Genomic DNA, 18694 nt, shown 5'->3' on the forward strand with positions numbered 1-18694 from the left:
ATTATTTAAATGTAGCGCGTTGTAATCTATCGTTTATAGATTTTCCTAAGCCATTATTAGGAAAACGCTCTGCAATTATAATATCTAAATTTTGGCTATCTAAAGTGTGCATGGCGTTGTATAGGTTAGTAGCAGCTTCTTGCATAGAATTGTTTTTAGAAAGAATAATTTCTGTTATCTCATTATTATTTACAGAGGAATTAAATACTAAAACTCCGATTTTTTTATCGTTATGTTTTTGTATTTCAGAAGCAACATCATCAACTAAATATGTTGTAGTTTTTGGTGCGTAATGTCTTGCCAACATTCCAGGAGCATCAGGTTTAACTTCTTTCTTATTTAAAATTGTAATTTTACCAACAACAGCTTCTATTTCTTCTAAAGCCAAAGCACCTAATCGATAAATAATTGGCTCGTTGTTGTTAAAACCAATAATAGTAGATTCTATTCCGTTTGCGCAAGATCCGCCGTCTAAAACCTGAGAAATTTCATTGCTAAAATAACTTTCTACATGTTCTGGTTTAGTAGGGCTAATACTACCAAAAGGATTTGCACTTGGCGCTGCCAAAGGAAAATCGATACTATTTAAAAGTTCTAATGTTACCGGGTGATTTGGTATACGAACAGCAACAGTGTCTTTACCGGCTGTAATTAAGTCAGGAATATTTTTATTCTTTTTTAAAACTAAAGTCATAGAACCTGGCCAAAAAGCATCTGCTAATAATTTTGCTTTCTCTGGAATATCAACAACAATATCTTTTAGCGCTTCCTTAGAAGGGATATGTACAATTAACGGATTAAAAAAAGGTCTTTTTTTAGTAGAAAAGATACTTTTAATAGCTTTCTCACTAAAAATATTTCCTGCCAATCCATAAACTGTTTCTGTTGGTATTGCTACTAACTTCTCATCAGTTAATAATTGCGCTGCTTTTTGTATGTCTTTAGATATTATGCTCATAATTGATTGCAAAATTACATATAAAATTCATTTATTGAAATAAGGGAAATTAACTTTTAATTGATTGGTGTAAAACGGAATAGTTATTGATGACTTAAATCTCAAAAAAAGATAGCCAAATGAAAAGAACACTACTTTCAATTTTAGCACTTACAGTATTTCAAATAACCTTCTCTCAAGAAAAATTAGGACGACCTTTTTTTACTGCAGATTTAAACTTTACACTAGGTATAAATGAAGATTATGAAATAGGGAATGATGATGATAACGGACCACTTATTGTGCCTTCTGCTTTCTTTTTTAGAGTTGGTTTTGGTTACGAGTTTAAAAAAAGAGTAGCTGTCGCTTTAAATGGTGGTTACGATTTTCATTTTAATTATGCTGTAGATGCTTTTCCAGCGTATGGTAGTTTACGGTATAATATTACAGAAAAAGAAAATAACAATCATTTTATAGAAGTTAGATATGGTAAAATGTGGACACCTTCCTCTAAGTATTCAGATGGTAATTATTATGGTTTAGGTGTCGGAGTTCAAGTTGCTGGAGGAAAAAGATGGAACACTGTTTTTAGAATAGATTTTCATAGAAAAGGTATCTACGGGTTTAAAAATAACCGATTGGATAGTGTTTCTTTTGGTTTTGGATTTTCGTTTTTTTAGAAAACATATCAAGCTAAACATGTGTCTTCTAACTGTTAGTTATTTCGTTTCTTATTAGTTGTTGCTTTTGTTAAAAACCTATCAAATTTTTAAGTAGCAGAAGGACAAAAAAGTAAATCTGTAGGTGTGTCTACATCATATAAATATTGATGAGCTCTTGTGTCTTTTTTGCAAAAAGGTTCTATTAAAGATATCATTTTAATAAAACTTTCTAAAGTTAAAATACAGAAAAAAGTTTCATTGTCTTTGGTTAAAATTCCTTCATCAGATTTAAATAAACCAAAAATTAAATTGCAATTTCTTGGTTCAATAAAATCTATTTCAGCTAAATTTAATTTCTGTTTTTTATTGATGACAATTTCCTCCAATAAATTCTTAAATTTAAGGGCTTCTGTTTTGTCAAAATTATATAATCGAACTAAATTTTCATCAAGTCCGTTGTAGTTTTCTATGTAGTCTAATTTCATTTTTAATGTGCTTCTAACCAATTTTCACCTAAATCTATTTCTACATCTAACGGTACACTCATTTTAAATGCGTTTTCCATTTCATGCTTAATAATTGGTCTAATAATTTCTAGCTCTTCTTTGTGTGCATCAAAAACCAATTCATCATGCACTTGTAAAAGCATTTTAGATTTAAAACCTTCTGCTTCGAATCGGTTATGAATATTTATCATTGCAAGTTTAATAATATCGGCTGCAGAACCTTGTATTGGTGCGTTTACTGCGTTTCTTTCTGCGCCGCTTCTTACCATTGCATTTCTAGAATTGATGTCTTTTAAATATCTACGTCTATTTAAAACGGTTTCTACATATCCTTTTTCTCTTGCAAATTCTACTTGAGAAGTCATGTAAGCTTTTAATTTAGGATACGTTTCGTAATACGTATCTATTAATTCTTTGGCTTCACTTCTAGATAAATTAGTTTGGTTACTTAAGCCAAAAGCAGAAACACCGTAAACAATACCAAAGTTTACGGTTTTAGCATTGCTACGTTGCTCTCTTGTAACATCTTCTAAAGCAATATTAAAAACCTTTGCAGCAGTAGAAGCATGAATATCTTCGCCGTTTTTAAAAGCATTTATCATGTTTTCTTCTTCACTTAAAGCAGCAATAATTCTTAGTTCTATTTGCGAATAATCTGCCGCTAGTAAAACATAATTATCATCTTTAGGAACAAAAGCTTTTCTAACCTCTCTACCACGTTCTGTTCTAATTGGTATGTTCTGTAAATTAGGATTGTTAGAACTTAAACGACCTGTTGCAGCAACCGCTTGCATATATTCCGTATGAATTCTACCAGTTTTCGAATTAATTTCGTTTGGTAAAGCATCTACATATGTACTTTGTAGTTTTTTGTATTGTCTATATTCTTGAATGTCTCTAATTATTTTATGGTCTTTAGCTAAAAAGGATAAAATATCTTCGCCGGTTTTATATTGACCTGTTTTGGTCTTTTTAGGTTTTTTAACCAATTCCATTTTCTCGAAAAGCACAATTCCTAATTGTTTAGGTGATGCAATATTAAACTCTTCGCCAGCTTGTTCGTAAATTTCTTTTTCTAAACGATTAATATCATCAGACAAAGCAATCGAAAGTTCTTTTAGAAAATCTGTATTTACATTAATACCTTCAATTTCCATTGCCGTTAAAACCGATACCAATGGTAATTCTATCTCATTAAAAAGTTTGGTAACATTACCACTTTCTAATTCTGATGTAAATAATTGCTTTAATTGAAAAGTGATATCTGCATCTTCTACCGCATATTCTGTTTGGTCTTTAATCGGTACAACGCGCATAGAAAGTTGGTTTTTACCTTTTTTACCAATTAATTCTGTAATAGAAACGGGTTGATAATTTAAATAGGTTTCTGCCAACATATCCATATTATGACGCATATCAGGATTGATTAAATAATGCGCAATCATAGTATCAAACAATTTACCTTTTACAGGCATGTTGTAATTTGATAAAACTTTAATGTCGTATTTTAAATTATGACCAATTTTTTCAATTTCTGATTCAAAAAATGGTCTAAATTCTTCTAAGATTAATCTTGTTTCTTCTTGATCTTCCGGAAAAGAAACATAATAACCTTTTCCTTTTTCAAAAGAAAATGCAATTCCTATCAACTCTACTTCTAAAGCTTTTAAACCAGTTGTTTCTGTATCGAAGCAAACAGATTTTTGAGCCATTAATTTTCGAAGTAATAGTTTTCTTGATAAAACAGAATCTATATGCTGATAAAAATGATCGGTGTTATTAATTGTTTTAAATCCAGATGCAATGTCGGCATCAGAAACACTACCAGAACCTGGTGCAGCAAATAAGTCAAATTGACCTTCTGGTGCAGTAACGGCTTTTTTTGCTGTGGTTTTTACTTTTTCTTCGGATGAGTTTTCTGCAGAATTTACTTTTTCTGCATTTTCAACAGCAAAAGTTCGTGTAAAGTTTACTAGTAAGTTTCTAAATTCTAATTCATTAAAAAGAGCGGTAACTTTTTCGATATCTGGTTGATCTAATTCAAAATCTTTTGCATGAAAGGTAACAGGAACATCTAGCATAATTGTAGCTAGTTTTTTAGAAAGTAAGCCTAACTCTCCGTTGGCTTCTAGTTTCTCTTTCATTTTTCCTTTTAACTCGTGTGTATTTGCTAAAAGGTTTTCCATTGAACCGTAAGCAGCTAAAAACTTTTTGGCAGTTTTTTCTCCAACACCTGGTAATCCCGGAATGTTATCTGCAGAATCTCCCATCATTCCTAAGAAATCAATTACTTGCTCTGGTGTTTCTACGCCAAATTTTTCTTGTACTTCTGGTATTCCCCAAATATCATAACCACCACCAAAACGAGGTTTGTACATAAAAATGTTTTCAGAAACCAATTGTGCAAAATCTTTATCTGGTGTTACCATAAAAGTTTTATAACCTTCTTTTTCTGCTTGTTTAGAAAGTGTACCAATTACATCATCTGCCTCAAAACCTTCTTTAACCATAATAGGAATATGCATGGCTTTTAAAATTTCTTGAATATAAGGTACAGCCACTTTAATTGCTTCTGGTGTTTCATCTCTGTTGGCTTTATAGGCTTCGAACATTTCTACTCGATCTACACTACCTCCTTTATCAAAACAAACTGCTAAATGATCTGGTCTTTCTCTTTTAATTACGTCTAAAAGAGAGTTCATAAAACCCATTATTGCAGAGGTGTCTAAACCTTTAGAATTAATTCTCGGATTTTTAATAAAAGCATAATATCCTCTAAAAATCAATGCAAAGGCATCTACTAAAAAAACTCTTTTTTGATCTGACATATCTAAAATTTAATGGTAATTTTTTCTAAAATAGTTGTGGTTTTTTATGGCCACAGATGTTGCAGTAAAGCTACAAAACTTTAACATGCTATTAAAATTCAAACGAAATTATAACGCTTATCTTTACCGAATATTTTTTAAATAAAGATTCTTCATGAAAATGATAATTAGACTTGTTATTTTATTTGCCGTTATTATATTATTAGAGTTTTATGCTTTTCAGGCAATTAAAACAATTTCTAAAAATAAAATTATTCGTTTTGCATGGTTGTTTATAAGTGTAGCTGTGTATGCAAACTTTTTATATGTTGCATTAACTTATGATAGAGGTCAAGGGCAAACACCACAATTTCAAATGGCAATGGGTTTATTGCTTACCGTTTTAATTCCTAAAATAATTGTGTTATTGTTTATGTTTGGTGAAGACATTTATAGGTGGTTTTTAAAATTAATTTCTGCTATTTCATCAGAAAATACAAAGCCTTTAGCTAGTAGAAGAAAATTTATATCGCAAATAGCTTTAGGTTTAGCGGCAATACCTTTTGCATCTTTTATTTATGGTATTTTACAAGGTAAATACAATTATAAAGTTTTAAAGTATCAATTATCTTTTAAAGATTTACCAGATGCTTTTGATGGTTTTACAATTACACAAATTTCAGATATTCATTCAGGTAGTTTTACAAATAAAGAAAAGATTAAATACGGCGTAGATTTAATCAATCAGCAAAAATCTGATATTATGTTGTTTACAGGAGATATTGTAAATAATAAAGCAGATGAAATGGATGATTGGATTGATGTTTTTGATAAACTAGAAGCCAAAGAAGGTAAATATTCTATTTTAGGAAATCATGATTATGGTGATTATATGGATTGGAAGAATCCGCAAGACAAAATAGATAACTTTCAAAAAGTAAAAGATATTCATAAAAAGATAGGTTTCGATTTGTTGTTAGATGAACATCGATATCTAGAAAAAGACGGACAGAAAATTGCACTTTTAGGTGTAGAAAATTGGGGAAAAGGTTTCAACCAAGCCGGAGATTTAAAAAAGGCTTCTAAAAATATCAAAAAAGAAGATTTTAAAATTTTAATGTCTCACGATCCTAGTCATTGGGAAGAAATCGTTAAAAAAGACAATCTTAATTATCACTTAACATTAAGCGGTCATACACATGGTTTGCAAATGGGAATCGAAATACCCGGTTGGTTAAAATGGAGTCCTTCTCAATTTGTATACAAACAATGGGCAGGTTTGTATGAAGAAGCAGGTAGATTTATAAATGTAAACAGAGGTTTTGGTTATCATGCTTTTCCCGGGCGTGTTGGTATTTGGCCAGAAATTACGGTGATCGAGCTTAAAAAAGCTTGATAATCAGCTTATTCAAATAGATTTCTTATATTTGTGAATTAACAATTGACTAATTTATACGTTTTTACCTCTTAAAAAACTTATATCATGACAAAATTTGGAGAATTAATCAGTGTTCATAAACCAGTTCTTATAGATTTCTATGCAGAACTTTCGGATGCAGAAACTACCGTAGAAACCCTAAGAAGTGTAGCAGCAGCGTTAGGTGATAGAGCAAAAGTTATTAAAATAGATATTAATAAAAACGAAGTTCTTGCAGATGCTTTGCGTGTAAAAGGAAACCCAACGTTTATGATCTATAAAAATGGCGAAATGAAATGGCGTCAAACAGGTTATCAAGACGCAAACACATTAATTGGCTTGGTGCAGCAGTATTTTTAGAAGCTATTTCCTGCTTTCGCTACTCGCTTTTTCTTCGTTCCTAGAAAAGAGCTCAAACATGCCGCTCAATCAGGGCTAAACTATTTGCTGACTTTTTCTTTTAGCTGTTATTTTATTGCTTTAAAAACAAAACCTTGCTTAGAGAGTTTTTCTAAAACCTTTGGCAGTACATAAGTAACTTTTTCGGCAGCTTTTACACTATCATGAAAAACAATAATACTACCGTTGTTTACGTTTTTTAAAACATTTTGTAGGCAATTCTCTTTAGATAATTTATTATCAAAATCACCAGACAAAACCGTCCACATAATTATTTTAAAGCCTTTTTCTATTAAAATTCTAGCTTGCGATTTTTTAATTTTACCGTAAGGCGGTCTAAATAATTTAGAGTCAGAATTTTGGTTAGAATGTTTTAGTATGCTTTTTTCACAAGTTAAAACGTTATCAAGATATACAGATGTATCGTTTTTCCAGCCATTAAAATGATTTTGAGTATGATTACCTATTGTATGTCCATCAGAAATTATAGCATTAAAAATTTCAGGTTCATTCTCAATGTTTTTTCCAATGCAAAAAAAAGTTGCTTTTGCATCGTATTTTTTCAATTCATTTAGAACAAATCGTGTAATTTCTGGAGTTGGGCCATCATCAAAAGTTAAAAAAACTTCTTTTTTTTCTAAAGAAAAACGCCAGATGTATTTAGAGAATAATCTCATTATAAAATCTGGCGTTCCGGGGAAATATGCTTTCATTTTTGTATTACTCTTCGTCTGGCATTAAATGCCCAAAAAGTTTTACAGTGTCCATAAAATCTGTCTGAATTTTAGAAACGTAATCTTTATTATTGCTACCTCTTTCTACCTGATCTATTAGGTTCTTAAACATGTATAAAGATTGGTCTATTTCATCAAAAATTAAATCACTATCATTTTTGTCAAACGTACTTAACCAAGTTAGTTTTTCGATTATTAATCTACTTAGTGTTTCTGCTGTTGCTTTTGCTTTATTGTTTTCTCCTAAATTATAATACATTTCTGGATACCCCAAAGATAAACTGTAGTGGTCAAAATCTTCAATAGGCATTTTGCTTAAAGATAAGTCTAATACTTCTACAGCTTTAATTGTGTCACCTTGTTTTGCAAAAGCATCAGATAAGCGCATTAGGCTGTTTCTAAGTGAAATTGCATTTCTTTTTGTTTGTTCGTCTAAATATATTTCGCCACTATTTATATTTTTCCAGTCTAGTTTATTAATGTTGGCGTACATTTTATCAGCATCTATTCTACCAATATCAAACAAACTTACTTCTCTTGGTCTGCCAGCTTCGTCTATATATTTTGCTGGCGTTTTAATTGGTACTAATTTAAAAGCCAAACCATCTAATTGTAAATAATCTTTTAACCAAATATATTCTTCATCGGCATTTGCACCACCAGTAAAGTAAATTGGGCGTTTCCAGTCGTTATTTGCTAAGATATCTAACATTAAAAGGCGGTTTTTTGTAATGCCTCTTTCATCAATAGTAATATCTATAAAGTCTACAATTTTGTCTGCATCTTTTTGTGCAACAATTCCGCTTTTTAAAACGTTTTCTTTGTTTACAGGAATTCTAATTCTGTTTGTAGGATAATATTTTTCTTTGATATTTTCTTCTTCAACAATATAATAAGTTGCATCACTATCAGAAGAAATCCAACGCATAAAATCTTTAATTTCTATAATAGAATCTTTAAATCTTGGGTGTTCTATATGGTACGCAATATCTAAACTTCCGTATTTATATTGGTCATGTTTTAATTGAGAAGGAATCGGAGGAGCATCATAAGTTGCTCTTTTCATTTGGTCGATATACCAATCTGTAGCAAATAAACTTGTGTTTACTAGCTTTAAATCTGTTCTAATACCTTCTACTTCTTGCATGTACCAAAGTGGGAAAGTATCATTATCTCCAATGGTAAACATAATCGCGTTTTCATCGCAACTTTCTAAATACGCTTGAGCATTTAAGCGTGTTGTATATCTGTTAGATCTATCGTGGTCATCCCAGTTTTCTGATGCCATTAATGTTGGTACTGCCAAAAGTGTTATTACAGAAACTGCAATTGCAACCGTTTTTTTATTGGCAACATTCTTTAAGTATTCATAAAGAGCTAGCACTCCAAAGCCAATCCATATTGCAAAAATGTAAAAACTACCTACAACCGCATAATCTCTTTCTCTAGGTTCAAAAGGTTTTGGGTTTGTGTAAAATATAATTGCAAAACCAGTAAAAGCGAAAAATAAGAAAAGTGTAAAGAAGTTTTCTTTATCCCATTTTACTTGAAAAAATAAACCGATTAATCCTAAAATTAATGGTAAAAAATAATATTTATTTCTTCCTTTATTTTCTAAAACTTGAGACGGTAATTGTTGCTGAGAGCCTAATCGAACTTCGTCGATAGCATCGATACCGCTAATCCAGTTTCCGTTAAATAAATCTAATCGACCTTGAATATCGTTTTGTCTTCCAACAAAATTCCACATAAAATAACGACCATACATATAACCAAATTGATAGCTAAACATAAACTTTAGGTTTTCGCCAAAAGTGGGTCTTCTTTTACTATTTAAAGGAATACCTGCGATTTTTTTATACATTTCTTCGGATGCAGGATCTACCATTCTTGGAATAAAACCTTTATGCTTATCAGAATAATTTGGTACAACATTCTTGTATTTATTTACAATAACATATTTGCCATTTTTCTTTTCGTATTTAGGTTTGTCATCCTTTAAAGGATTGTTTGCATCTTGTTCTCTGCTGTATTTATTAGAGTAATAAGTGTCGTAAAACACATTTGCGTCACCGTATTGCTCACGTTCGTAATAGGCTAATAATTCTCTAGCACTAGAAGGGTTGTTTTCGTTAATTGTAGTGTTTGCGTTTGCTCTAATTGGTAACATCATCCAAGACGAGAAACCAATCATAATAAATAAAACAGCAAGTATTAGTGTATTTGCGTGTACTTTTTTCTTTTTTCGAGTGTATTTTAATCCGAAGAAGAAAAGAGCCATTAGAATAATTGCAGCAATAATACTACCAGAATTATATGGTAAGCCAATTGTATTGATAAAAAATAATTCTGAAGCACTAAAAAACTTAAGTGTAAAAGGAAATAAAAACTTAAAAACAAAAGCTAAAACAAAAACAGATAAAACTGTTGCAATTGCTGTAGATTTTAGATTGATGTTTTTATAAGTTTTAAAGAAATATAACATTACAATTGCAGGAATTACAAGTAATGATAAAATATGTACGCCAAAAGACAAACCAACAACAAAACTTATTAGAATTAGCCATTTGTTACCACGTGCAGTGTGTAATTCACTTTCCCATTTTAAGCCTAACCAAAATAGTATTGCCATTAAAAAAGAAGACATCGCATACACTTCTCCTTCTACGGCACTAAACCAAAAACTATCAGAAAATGTATAGGCTAAAGAACCTACAATACTACTTCCTAAAATTGCTATATAGCTACCTTCTGTTAATTTTCCTGATTTTAAAGCTAATTTTTCACCTAAATTGGTAATTGTCCAGAACATAAACAAAATAGTAAATGCACTAGCTAAAGCAGACATAAAGTTTACCATTTTGGCAATTTCAGAACTTTCTGATGTAAACATTGCAAAAAATGCGCCTAACATTTGAAATAAAGGTGCACCTGGCGGATGCCCAACTTCTAGTTTTACAGAAGTTGCTATATATTCTCCAACATCCCAAGCACTAACTGTTGGTTCTATTGTTAAAGAGTAGGTTATTAGCGCAATTACAAACGTGAACCATCCTAAAATGATATTCCATTTTTTAAAGTTTGCTGATGTCATAAGAAATACTTAATTATGTGTGGGCGAATTTAACAATAAATAAATATATAAACATTTAAAAGTGGGTTTTTAGACTTAAAAAAGCTCATAAATCTTTGTTAAAGAAAAAAAATATTTAAAAATGTTTGTGAGTTTAAAAGAAAGTTTTAAATTTGCACCCGCATTAAAGCATTGGCCTATGGTGTAATTGGTAACACACCGGTTTTTGGTACCGACATTCAAGGTTCGAGTCCTTGTAGGCCAACAAAAAAGTCCTAACAAATTTAATTTGTTAGGACTTTTTATTTGTTTCTTATATTTTTATACAAAAATAAGAACATGAAAGAATGGATTTTTACCAATTATAATACACTGCAATTTATATTTATATCTTGTTTGGGTATCTATATTATCATAATATTACTCACTAAAATTTTCGGCAAACGTAGCTTTTCTAAAATGTCTAGTTTCGATTTTGCTTGCACAATTGCAATAGGTTCTATTATTGCATCAACATTACTTTCTAAGTCCGTTTCTTTATTTGAAGGTGTATTTGGTTTGACTACAATTTATGTGTTACAAGGCATAACCGCATATTTAAGAAGGTTTCAGTTTTTTAGAAATATTGTAGATAACGAACCATTATTTTTAATGAAGAATGATCAAATTTTGTGGGAAAACCTTAAAAAGGCACAGGTTACCGAAGGAGATTTAAGAGCGAAGTTAAGGGAAGCAAATGTTTTAAAATTATCTGAAGTAAAAGCTGTAATTTTTGAGACAACATGTGATATTTCGGTTTTACATTCATCAGAAGAATTATCTGTAGATGATTGGTTGATTAAAGATGTCTTAGATCTCTAATTTATCTGAAAATAGAGATAGCGTTAATATAAAAATCATTTAAGCTAAAGCATAAAGTAGTAGTATTCTATTTTTGAATCATAGAATATTAATCTTTAAAATTTAGAAAAATGAAAGTACAATCTTATTTAGCGTTCGATGGAAATTGTCAAGAGGCATTAAATTTTTATGGAGAATTATTTGATGCAAAAGTAGAGAATAGAATAACATACGAAGACAAGAAAATTGATGTGCCATCATCATATAGAAAAAAACTACAACACGCAGAATTAAAAGGTAAAGGTGTAAATTTTATGGCTTATGATGCTGCGCCAGATACTCCAATAAATTCTGGAAATCAAGTGCATATGAGTGTAGATTTTAATCAAAAAGAAGAAGCAAAATCTGTTTTTGAAAATTTATCTAAAAACGGAGTTGTGCATCACGAGTTTAGAGAAAGAGAATGGGGTTTTTTTGGAAGATGTACAGATGAGTTTGGTATAAATTGGATGGTAAATGCTAAAAACTAAATTTCTATTATAACATAAAAAAAGGATTACAGCTCTGTTGTAATCCTTTTTTTTATGCTTTAAAAAGTTATTATTTTAAAAGAAAATCTTTTAAGTCTTGATAATTAGAGACTTTTAAAGAAACTTTTTTATTATTAATTACCTTTTTTATTTGAGCAGGAATTTCAACTTTAACAGGCAATGTTTCTTCTACAACATCTAAAAACTTAACAGGATGCGCAGTTTCTAAAAACACACCAAAATCACTATCTTTTAATTTATATTCTTGTAAACCTAGATAACCAACAGCGCCATGAGGATCTGCAACATAACCAGAGTTTTTATAAATTTCTTTCATTGTCGCTTTTGTTTCATCATCAGAAAAACTGTAAGAAGAAAATGCATTTTTTAAAGATTCTAAATCATTGTTAAATAATTCTTGAATTCTTATAAAGTTACTTGGATTCCCAACATCCATAGCATTAGAAATAGTTGCTTTTGATGGTTTAGGCTTGTAAACTCCATCTTTTAAGTAGTTTGGAACCGTGTCATTAACGTTTGTTGATGCAACAAAATGCTTTATAGGTAAGCCGATTTTCTGAGCCATAATTCCGGCACAAATATTACCAAAGTTTCCGCTAGGAACAGAAAAAACAATGTCTTTATGTTGCTTATGTAGTTCTTTGTAAGCAAAGAAAAAATAGAACATCTGCGGTAACCATCTAGCTACATTAATAGAATTTGCAGAGGTTAAGGTTTTGGTTATTTCTTCATCTAAAAAAGCAGTTTTTACCATTTCTTGGCAATCGTCAAAAACACCATCTACTTCTAAAGCTGTAATATTTTGTCCTAAAGTTGTTAATTGTTTCTCTTGAATGTCGCTTACTTTGCCTGATGGGTATAAAATAACAACATTTACACCTTTTGCACCTAAAAATCCATTAGCTACCGCGCCACCTGTGTCTCCGGAAGTTGCAACTAAAACAGTTACTTCTTCTGAATTGTCTTCATTAAAATACTCTAGACATTGTGCCATAAATTTTGCACCAACATCTTTAAAAGCCATGGTTGGTCCGTGAAAAAGCTCTAAAGACGCAACATTTTTATCAACCTTCACCAAAGGAAAATCGAATGAAACTGTATTTGCAATAATTTCTTTTAATTTTTTTGTCGGAATTTCATCACCTACAAATTGTTTAATTACTTCATAAGCAATTTCATGATTAGAGTAATCTGAAATATTTTCGATGAAATCGCTAGAAAGTGGCGTGATATTATCTGGAAAATAAATTCCTCTATCTTTTGCTAAACCTTGTACAACGGCATTTTTAAATGTTGATTTTGGTGATTTATGATGTAAACTGTAATAGTTCATTTTTTTTTGATTATTAGTCATTGCGAGAGAAACGAAGCAACCTGTTTGTTAGAAAGAGATTACTTCAGTTATTTTCTTTCTTTGTAATGACGATTAATTACTATTTAATATTTTCATACCATCAGGATTTACTTTCGAAATGTACATTTCAAAATCGATACCTGTTTCTTTGTAAGTTTCTTTGATGCTTTGATGTACTTTATTCGCAATTTCATCACCTTTACAAAGTGCAAAAATTGTTGGACCAGAACCACTAATTCCAGCACCTAAAGCATCTGCTTTTAAGGCGCTATTTTTTACGTTGTCAAAAAACGGAATTAATTTTTTTCGATGCGGTTCTACTATAATATCAACCAAAGAATTACTAATTAATTGATAATTGTTTGTGTACAAACCGCTAATTAACCCACCAACATTTGCCCATTGTGTAACTGCATCGTTTAAGTCTATTTTAGAAGGTAATACTTCTCTAGCATCTTTTGTTTTTACTTCTATCTGCGGATGAATAGCAACAGCTCTTAACTCATTTGGTACAGGTAATTTTATGATTTCTAAAGGCTCGTAGCTTCTAACCAATACAAAACCACCATAAATTGCAGCTGCAACATTATCTGCAATTGCAGAACCGCAAGCAACTTTTTCGCCAAACATAGCAAATTTTGTAAGTTCTAAATTAGAAAACACGTTGTTAAGTAATTTATTTGTACCAAAAGCAGCACCCGCAGCACTTGCAGCAGAACTACCTAAGCCACTACCCGGAGAAAAACCTTTGTGAATTGTTAAAGCTACGCCAAAATCTGCATTTGCATCTTCTAGCATTTTTTTTACAACTGCACTTGCTGCATTTTTATCAACATCATACGTTAAATTTGCGCCTGTAATATTTGTTATTTTAACTCCTTTTTCTTGCGTTTTTGTAAAAGTCATTTCATCGCCAATAGTATCAACAGCAAAACCAAGAGAATCAAATCCGCAAGAAACATTGGCAACTGTTGCCGGAGAAAATATTTTTAGATAATTCATTATTTTATTGATTTGCAATTCTAATAACATCAGCAAAAATACCAGAAGCAGTAACATCTGCACCAGCACCAGCACCTTTTATAATTAATGGATTTTCTGGATATCTTTCTGTAAAGAAAAGTACAATATTATCGCTACCTTCTAAATTATAAAAAGGATGATCTGCAGAAATATGTTGTAAACCAACATTTGCTTTACCGTTTTCGAATTCGGCAACATACTTTAATCTACACTCTTTATCGTTTGCTTCTTGAAAAATATGCTGAAAATGTGTTTCATTTTTAATTAACGAATCATAAAAGTCTTTGTTATTTGAAGTTGCAAGACTTTCTTCTAGCAAAAAAGAATTATTTGTAATGTCTTCTAATTCTAAATTATAGCCGCTTTCTCTAGCTAAAATTAAAATTTTTCTAGCAACATCTACACCGCTTAAATCTATTTTTGGATCTGGTTCTGTATAACCTTCTTTTTGAGCTTCTGCCACAACATCATGAAAAGTTGCATCTTCATCAAAATTATTAAAAACAAAGTTTAAGCTACCAGATAAAACTGCTTGAATTTTATGAATTCTATCGCCAGAATTTATCAAGTTTTTTAGCGTGTCTATAATTGGTAAACCGGCACCAACGTTTGTTTCGAATAAAAATGAAGCATTATATTTTCTAGAAACTTCTTTTAAGGTTTTGTAATTATTAAAGCTAGATGCGCAAGCAATTTTATTACAAGTAACTACAGAAATACTTTCACGTAAATATTTTTCGTAAATTTCTGATACTTCTTTATTTGCTGTGTTATCTACAAACACACTGTTTACTAGGTTGCAAGCTTTAACTTTATTATAAAAACTATCAAGACTAGTTGGTTCGCCGTTATTTAAAGCCTCTTTCCAGTTTTTTAGGTTGATGCCGCTTTCGTCAAAAAACATTTTTTTAGAATTTGCAATACCAATCACTTTAATTTTTAATTTTAAGTTTTCTTTTAGAAACTTTTTTTGCTGATTAATTTGAGCTAAAAATCGTTCGCCAACATTACCGACTCCTGTTACAAAAAGGTTTAATTGTTTTGTTTTTTCTTCAAAAAATTGCTCGTGTAAAGTTGTAAGAGCCTTTTTAGCATCATATTTATTAATTACTGCAGAAATGTTTTTTTCTGATGAACCTTGTGCAATTGCTCTAACATTTACGTTGTTTCTACCCAATGCGCTAAACATTTGACCGCTTAAACCTTGATGATTTTTCATGCTTTCGCCAACAACAGCAATTATTGCCAAATTACTTTCTACAATAATTGGTTTTATTTTTTTTCTAGTAATTTCTATGCTAAAAGTTTCTTCTAATAATTCTTTAGATTTTAAAGCATCATTTTCATAAACACCAACACAGATTGAGTGTTCTGAAGAAGCCTGAGTTATAAAAACTACATTTATTTTTTCTTGAGAAAGTGTTTCGAATAAGCGTTTTGAAAAACCAGGAATTCCAATCATTCCGCCACCTTCTAAAGTAATTAAGCTGATGTCTTCAATATGAGAAATTCCTTTTACTCCGTTATTGTTTTTTGGATTTTTAGAAATTAAAGTTCCGCTATTTTCTGGGTCAAAAGTATTTTTAATTCTAATAGGAATTTCTTTTCTTAAAGATGGCTGAATTGTTGGTGGATACAACACTTTTGCACCGAAATGAGACAATTCCATAGCTTCTTCATAAGAAATTTCTGAAATAGGAAAAGCTTGTTTTACAATTCTAGGATTTGCTGTGTACATTCCGCTAACATCTGTCCAGATTTGAAGCTCATTAGCATCTAATGCAGCCGCATAAATAGAAGCTGTAAAATCTGAACCGCCTCTACCTAAAGTTGTAGTTTCTTTAGAAGAATTAGATGCAATAAATCCGCCTAAAATAACCACTTGATTATTATTGTTGTTAAAGTAAGTGGTAATGTTTTCGTTAGAAATTTTAAAATTAACTTGTGCGTTTAGGTGATTGTTGTTCGTAATTATTAAATCTCTACTTTCTTTATGGCTAGCATTTAAAGTTTCTTTAGCAGCATTGGCAATAATAAAAGAAGATAATCTTTCGCCAAAACTAGCAACTTTTGCTAATGTTTTATCAGATAATTCTTGTAGTAAAAAGATACCTTCGTAAATAGAATTCAATCTTTTAAATAAGTCAAAAACTTCTTTTGAAACTACATCCATATCTTTAGTGATAAGGTTTTCTATAATTTCAAAATGTAAATTTTTTATAGTTTCTAAAGTGTTTTTAGCGATATTGATATCAACAATAGCCTCGTTTGCTGCGGCTAAAAGTTTGTCTGTAGTTTTACCAAAAGCAGAAACAACAATTACTACTTTTTCGTTTTTAGATTCTTTAGCAACTATGGCTAAAACGTTTTCTATGTTTTCTGAGCTTGCGACAGATGATCCGCCAAATTTTAATACTTTCATTGGTAATGAATAGTTTGTGTAATTTATTTTTTATTGATGTAACTTCGAGAAATCGAAATTATGTATAACCTAAGATGATATGAATATATAAAAACCCCTAAAGGGTAATTGTTGTAGAAGATGTGCGTGTAATAGTAGCCATAGAAATACCAACTATAGAAATAGTTTTTAAAGTTTTTGTATGTAAATTAGAATTACTCACGCAACAAATGTATTATTTATATTTAATAGCGACTTAAATAATGAGAATTATTTTAACTTTTACGTTGATTTATGTGTAATATGTAAAATTTAAGTATTAAAAATATAAATATGAAATTATTTTGAAATCAATTTTGATTTTTCTTTAATTATTGTAGCTATAGTTTTGTTTTCGATCTTACTTTCTAACCAAGATAAAATATCTAAGTATAAGAAAGCTCTTTTTTCATACGGATGATTTTCGAAGACCTTTAGTTTTGCATGAATTTTTTTGAATTCGTTTTTAATTTCATGCGGAAAAACATCGCTTAAATCTCTAATAGAAGTTAAAAATACTTTTTGCACTTCTTGTAAGTTTTCCATTTTTAATAGAAACTTATAAGTGTCTACAAATTGTCTTTCTAAATCGTAATCTAAGCCACATTCGTAATGTGCTATTAGGTTTAATATACGAGCAAAACATTGTAAATCTTCTGCAGAACTTAAGTTTTTAGACTTAATAATCTTTTGTAAATAAGCAATACATAACCTGTTTTCTCCCATTCCGAAGTACAGACAAGCAATTTTATAATACAACAGTACTACATAATGATTGTCTAGTCTGTTTTTATACTTTCCTATTTTGTCATTTATAATTTCTACTAAATATTCACCTTGTTCGAAAGTTCCTTCTAAAAAGTGAAGGTGTAGTTTATTAGAGTAGAAATACAAAAAGATTAGTAGTTCTGTATTTGTGTTTAACGGAATTTCTTTATTATCTATTTCATTTTCAAATGCAGCTAATTCTTCTTTAAATGTTGATGTTTTTTTTACTAAAAAAGAAGCTTCTAAAAGGTAGTTTTTAGATTTTAAATAAAAAACAGGATGTAAGTTGATCAATTTAGAATTGTCAAATAAATCGACACATTTTTTAGCATATTTGTAACTAAGTAAAAAATCTTGAATCAAAAAACTATGCCACAAATGGGCTTTATATAACCAAAGCTTTTCTCTAAACCCTAAGTTTTGATATTTGTATTTAGGCATTTTGCTGTTAAAATACTTCTCTACAAACAATAATTCTTCTTCATTTTTTACATAGCCATTTTGTAGTAAGTGACTATATAATTGTAATGATAAGTTAGAGAGTTTACTTGCGATAACATTCTGCTGACTTAGCTCTTTTGCTTGCACAGATAATTGATCTGCTCTTGTGCTAATACTTCTTGTTATATATTGTGTTTCTATTACCTTTTCTAATTCTACAATTTCGTAAGCAATATTTTTCTCTTCATTATCTAAAGCCATGTTTTTGGCTTTTTCTAGTAATTTTAAACTTTGTTTGTATAATCCTTTTTGATAAAGTACTGTTGCAAAATCTAATTGTTCTCTTATTTGAATCCTTACATTTTTGTGAGCGGGATTTAAACGCAGACTAATTAATATTTGTTTATATAAATGCGCTTTTAAATTAGAAAGTTGTTGTTTAGATACAATTCCGCTTCCAATAATAACTTTTTCATCATAGACTTTTAGCTTTTCTAAAAACTTAAATAAAGAAAAAAACTTTGCATCAATATTACCACCCAACCGACCTACATATAGGTTGAATTGTCTCTTTTCAGACTTTGTTAAAGACTTAATAAGAACAAATAAAGCATCATTTTGTTGATTGACGGATGTAATGATTTTACTCATAATGTATTGGTAATCAGTTTTTTAAATATTTTTGATTTGTTTTAGAAATCGTGTATTGCCTAAAGTTAATAAATAGATTGGAAAGGCAAGA

At 30.1% G+C, this 18694-nt stretch carries 14 protein-coding genes and 1 tRNA gene; 6 read left to right on the forward strand and 9 right to left on the reverse strand.

The window, feature by feature from the left end:
- Position 1 precedes the first annotated feature (1 nt).
- Entirely contained in the window at positions 2-958 is a 957-nt protein-coding gene (locus WG950_RS10860; protein ID WP_340932293.1) for an L-threonylcarbamoyladenylate synthase, read from the reverse strand.
- 119 nt (positions 959-1077) lie between these two features.
- Between WG950_RS10860 and WG950_RS10865 the strand changes: the two genes are divergently transcribed.
- The gene (locus WG950_RS10865; protein WP_340932296.1) at positions 1078-1617 is read left to right on the forward strand and encodes a hypothetical protein; all 540 of its coding nucleotides are present in this window, start codon (positions 1078-1080) and stop codon (positions 1615-1617) included.
- An 89-nt stretch (positions 1618-1706) separates the two neighbouring features.
- Here the strand turns inward: WG950_RS10865 and WG950_RS10870 are convergent, their stop codons facing one another.
- Positions 1707-2084: a hypothetical protein gene (locus tag WG950_RS10870; protein ID WP_079737439.1), complete on the reverse strand. Its 378-nt coding sequence runs from the start codon at positions 2082-2084 to the stop codon at positions 1707-1709.
- 2 nt (positions 2085-2086) lie between these two features.
- Entirely contained in the window at positions 2087-4933 is a 2847-nt protein-coding gene (gene polA / locus WG950_RS10875; protein ID WP_340932299.1) for a DNA polymerase I, read from the reverse strand.
- Between the two features lie 154 nt (positions 4934-5087).
- On the opposite strand from polA, the gene WG950_RS10880 reads away from it, so the two are divergent.
- Together WG950_RS10880 and WG950_RS10885 are read left to right on the forward strand one after the other, a co-directional pair.
- Positions 5088-6308, forward strand: coding sequence for a metallophosphoesterase (locus WG950_RS10880; protein ID WP_340932301.1), 1221 nt, complete (start codon positions 5088-5090; stop codon positions 6306-6308).
- Between the two features lie 87 nt (positions 6309-6395).
- Entirely contained in the window at positions 6396-6689 is a 294-nt protein-coding gene (locus WG950_RS10885; protein WP_077810280.1) for a thioredoxin family protein, read from the forward strand.
- Positions 6690-6796: 107 nt separating this feature from the next.
- Here WG950_RS10885 and WG950_RS10890 read toward each other — a convergent pair whose 3' ends face one another.
- Positions 6797-7441, reverse strand: coding sequence for a polysaccharide deacetylase family protein (locus WG950_RS10890; protein WP_340932302.1), 645 nt, complete (start codon positions 7439-7441; stop codon positions 6797-6799).
- A 7-nt stretch (positions 7442-7448) separates the two neighbouring features.
- Positions 7449-10556, reverse strand: coding sequence for a DUF2723 domain-containing protein (locus tag WG950_RS10895; RefSeq protein WP_340932303.1), 3108 nt, complete (start codon positions 10554-10556; stop codon positions 7449-7451).
- A 172-nt stretch (positions 10557-10728) separates the two neighbouring features.
- On the opposite strand from WG950_RS10895, the gene WG950_RS10900 reads away from it, so the two are divergent.
- From WG950_RS10900 to WG950_RS10910, 3 genes are all read left to right on the forward strand, one after another.
- Positions 10729-10800, forward strand: a tRNA-Gln gene (locus tag WG950_RS10900).
- A 74-nt stretch (positions 10801-10874) separates the two neighbouring features.
- Entirely contained in the window at positions 10875-11396 is a 522-nt protein-coding gene (locus WG950_RS10905) for a DUF421 domain-containing protein (RefSeq protein WP_340932304.1), read from the forward strand.
- 110 nt (positions 11397-11506) lie between these two features.
- Entirely contained in the window at positions 11507-11905 is a 399-nt protein-coding gene (locus tag WG950_RS10910) for a VOC family protein (protein WP_340932306.1), read from the forward strand.
- A gap of 70 nt (positions 11906-11975) precedes the next feature.
- Here WG950_RS10910 and thrC read toward each other — a convergent pair whose 3' ends face one another.
- The 4 genes from thrC to WG950_RS10930 form a co-directional block, all read right to left on the reverse strand.
- Positions 11976-13259 carry a threonine synthase gene (gene thrC, locus WG950_RS10915; protein WP_340932308.1) on the reverse strand — a complete coding sequence of 428 codons (1284 nt, stop codon included), beginning with the start codon at positions 13257-13259 and terminating at the stop codon, positions 11976-11978.
- A gap of 93 nt (positions 13260-13352) precedes the next feature.
- Complete coding sequence (locus tag WG950_RS10920; protein ID WP_340932310.1) at positions 13353-14282, reverse strand: homoserine kinase; 930 nt, start codon at positions 14280-14282, stop codon at positions 13353-13355.
- Between the two features lie 4 nt (positions 14283-14286).
- Positions 14287-16725, reverse strand: a complete 2439-nt coding sequence (gene thrA, locus WG950_RS10925) for a bifunctional aspartate kinase/homoserine dehydrogenase I (RefSeq protein ID WP_340932312.1) — start codon at positions 16723-16725, stop codon at positions 14287-14289.
- 318 nt (positions 16726-17043) lie between these two features.
- On the reverse strand, positions 17044-18603 hold the full coding sequence (locus tag WG950_RS10930; protein WP_340932313.1) for a hypothetical protein: 1560 nt from the start codon (positions 18601-18603) through the stop codon (positions 17044-17046).
- Positions 18604-18694: the final 91 nt, after the last annotated feature.

The sequence above is a fragment of the Polaribacter marinaquae genome (genome assembly GCF_038019025.1).
Taxonomy (GTDB): Bacteria; Bacteroidota; Bacteroidia; order Flavobacteriales; family Flavobacteriaceae; genus Polaribacter; species Polaribacter marinaquae.

Bases quoted from the DNA above. Each gene is read 5' to 3' on its own strand.
- WG950_RS10890 (WP_340932302.1), bottom strand. From the start codon at position 7,441: ATGAAAGCATATTTCCCCGGAACGCCAGATTTTATAATGAGATTATTC.
- thrC (WP_340932308.1), bottom strand. From the start codon at position 13,259: ATGAACTATTACAGTTTACATCATAAATCACCAAAATCAACATTTAAA.
- WG950_RS10865 (WP_340932296.1), top strand. From the start codon at position 1,078: ATGAAAAGAACACTACTTTCAATTTTAGCACTTACAGTATTTCAAATA.
- WG950_RS10930 (WP_340932313.1), bottom strand. From the start codon at position 18,603: ATGAGTAAAATCATTACATCCGTCAATCAACAAAATGATGCTTTATTT.
- WG950_RS10860 (WP_340932293.1), bottom strand. From the start codon at position 958: ATGAGCATAATATCTAAAGACATACAAAAAGCAGCGCAATTATTAACT.
- WG950_RS10870 (WP_079737439.1), bottom strand. From the start codon at position 2,084: ATGAAATTAGACTACATAGAAAACTACAACGGACTTGATGAAAATTTA.
- thrA (WP_340932312.1), bottom strand. From the start codon at position 16,725: ATGAAAGTATTAAAATTTGGCGGATCATCTGTCGCAAGCTCAGAAAAC.
- WG950_RS10895 (WP_340932303.1), bottom strand. From the start codon at position 10,556: ATGACATCAGCAAACTTTAAAAAATGGAATATCATTTTAGGATGGTTC.
- polA (WP_340932299.1), bottom strand. From the start codon at position 4,933: ATGTCAGATCAAAAAAGAGTTTTTTTAGTAGATGCCTTTGCATTGATT.
- WG950_RS10905 (WP_340932304.1), top strand. From the start codon at position 10,875: ATGAAAGAATGGATTTTTACCAATTATAATACACTGCAATTTATATTT.
- WG950_RS10910 (WP_340932306.1), top strand. From the start codon at position 11,507: ATGAAAGTACAATCTTATTTAGCGTTCGATGGAAATTGTCAAGAGGCA.
- WG950_RS10880 (WP_340932301.1), top strand. From the start codon at position 5,088: ATGAAAATGATAATTAGACTTGTTATTTTATTTGCCGTTATTATATTA.
- WG950_RS10885 (WP_077810280.1), top strand. From the start codon at position 6,396: ATGACAAAATTTGGAGAATTAATCAGTGTTCATAAACCAGTTCTTATA.
- WG950_RS10920 (WP_340932310.1), bottom strand. From the start codon at position 14,282: ATGAATTATCTAAAAATATTTTCTCCGGCAACAGTTGCCAATGTTTCT.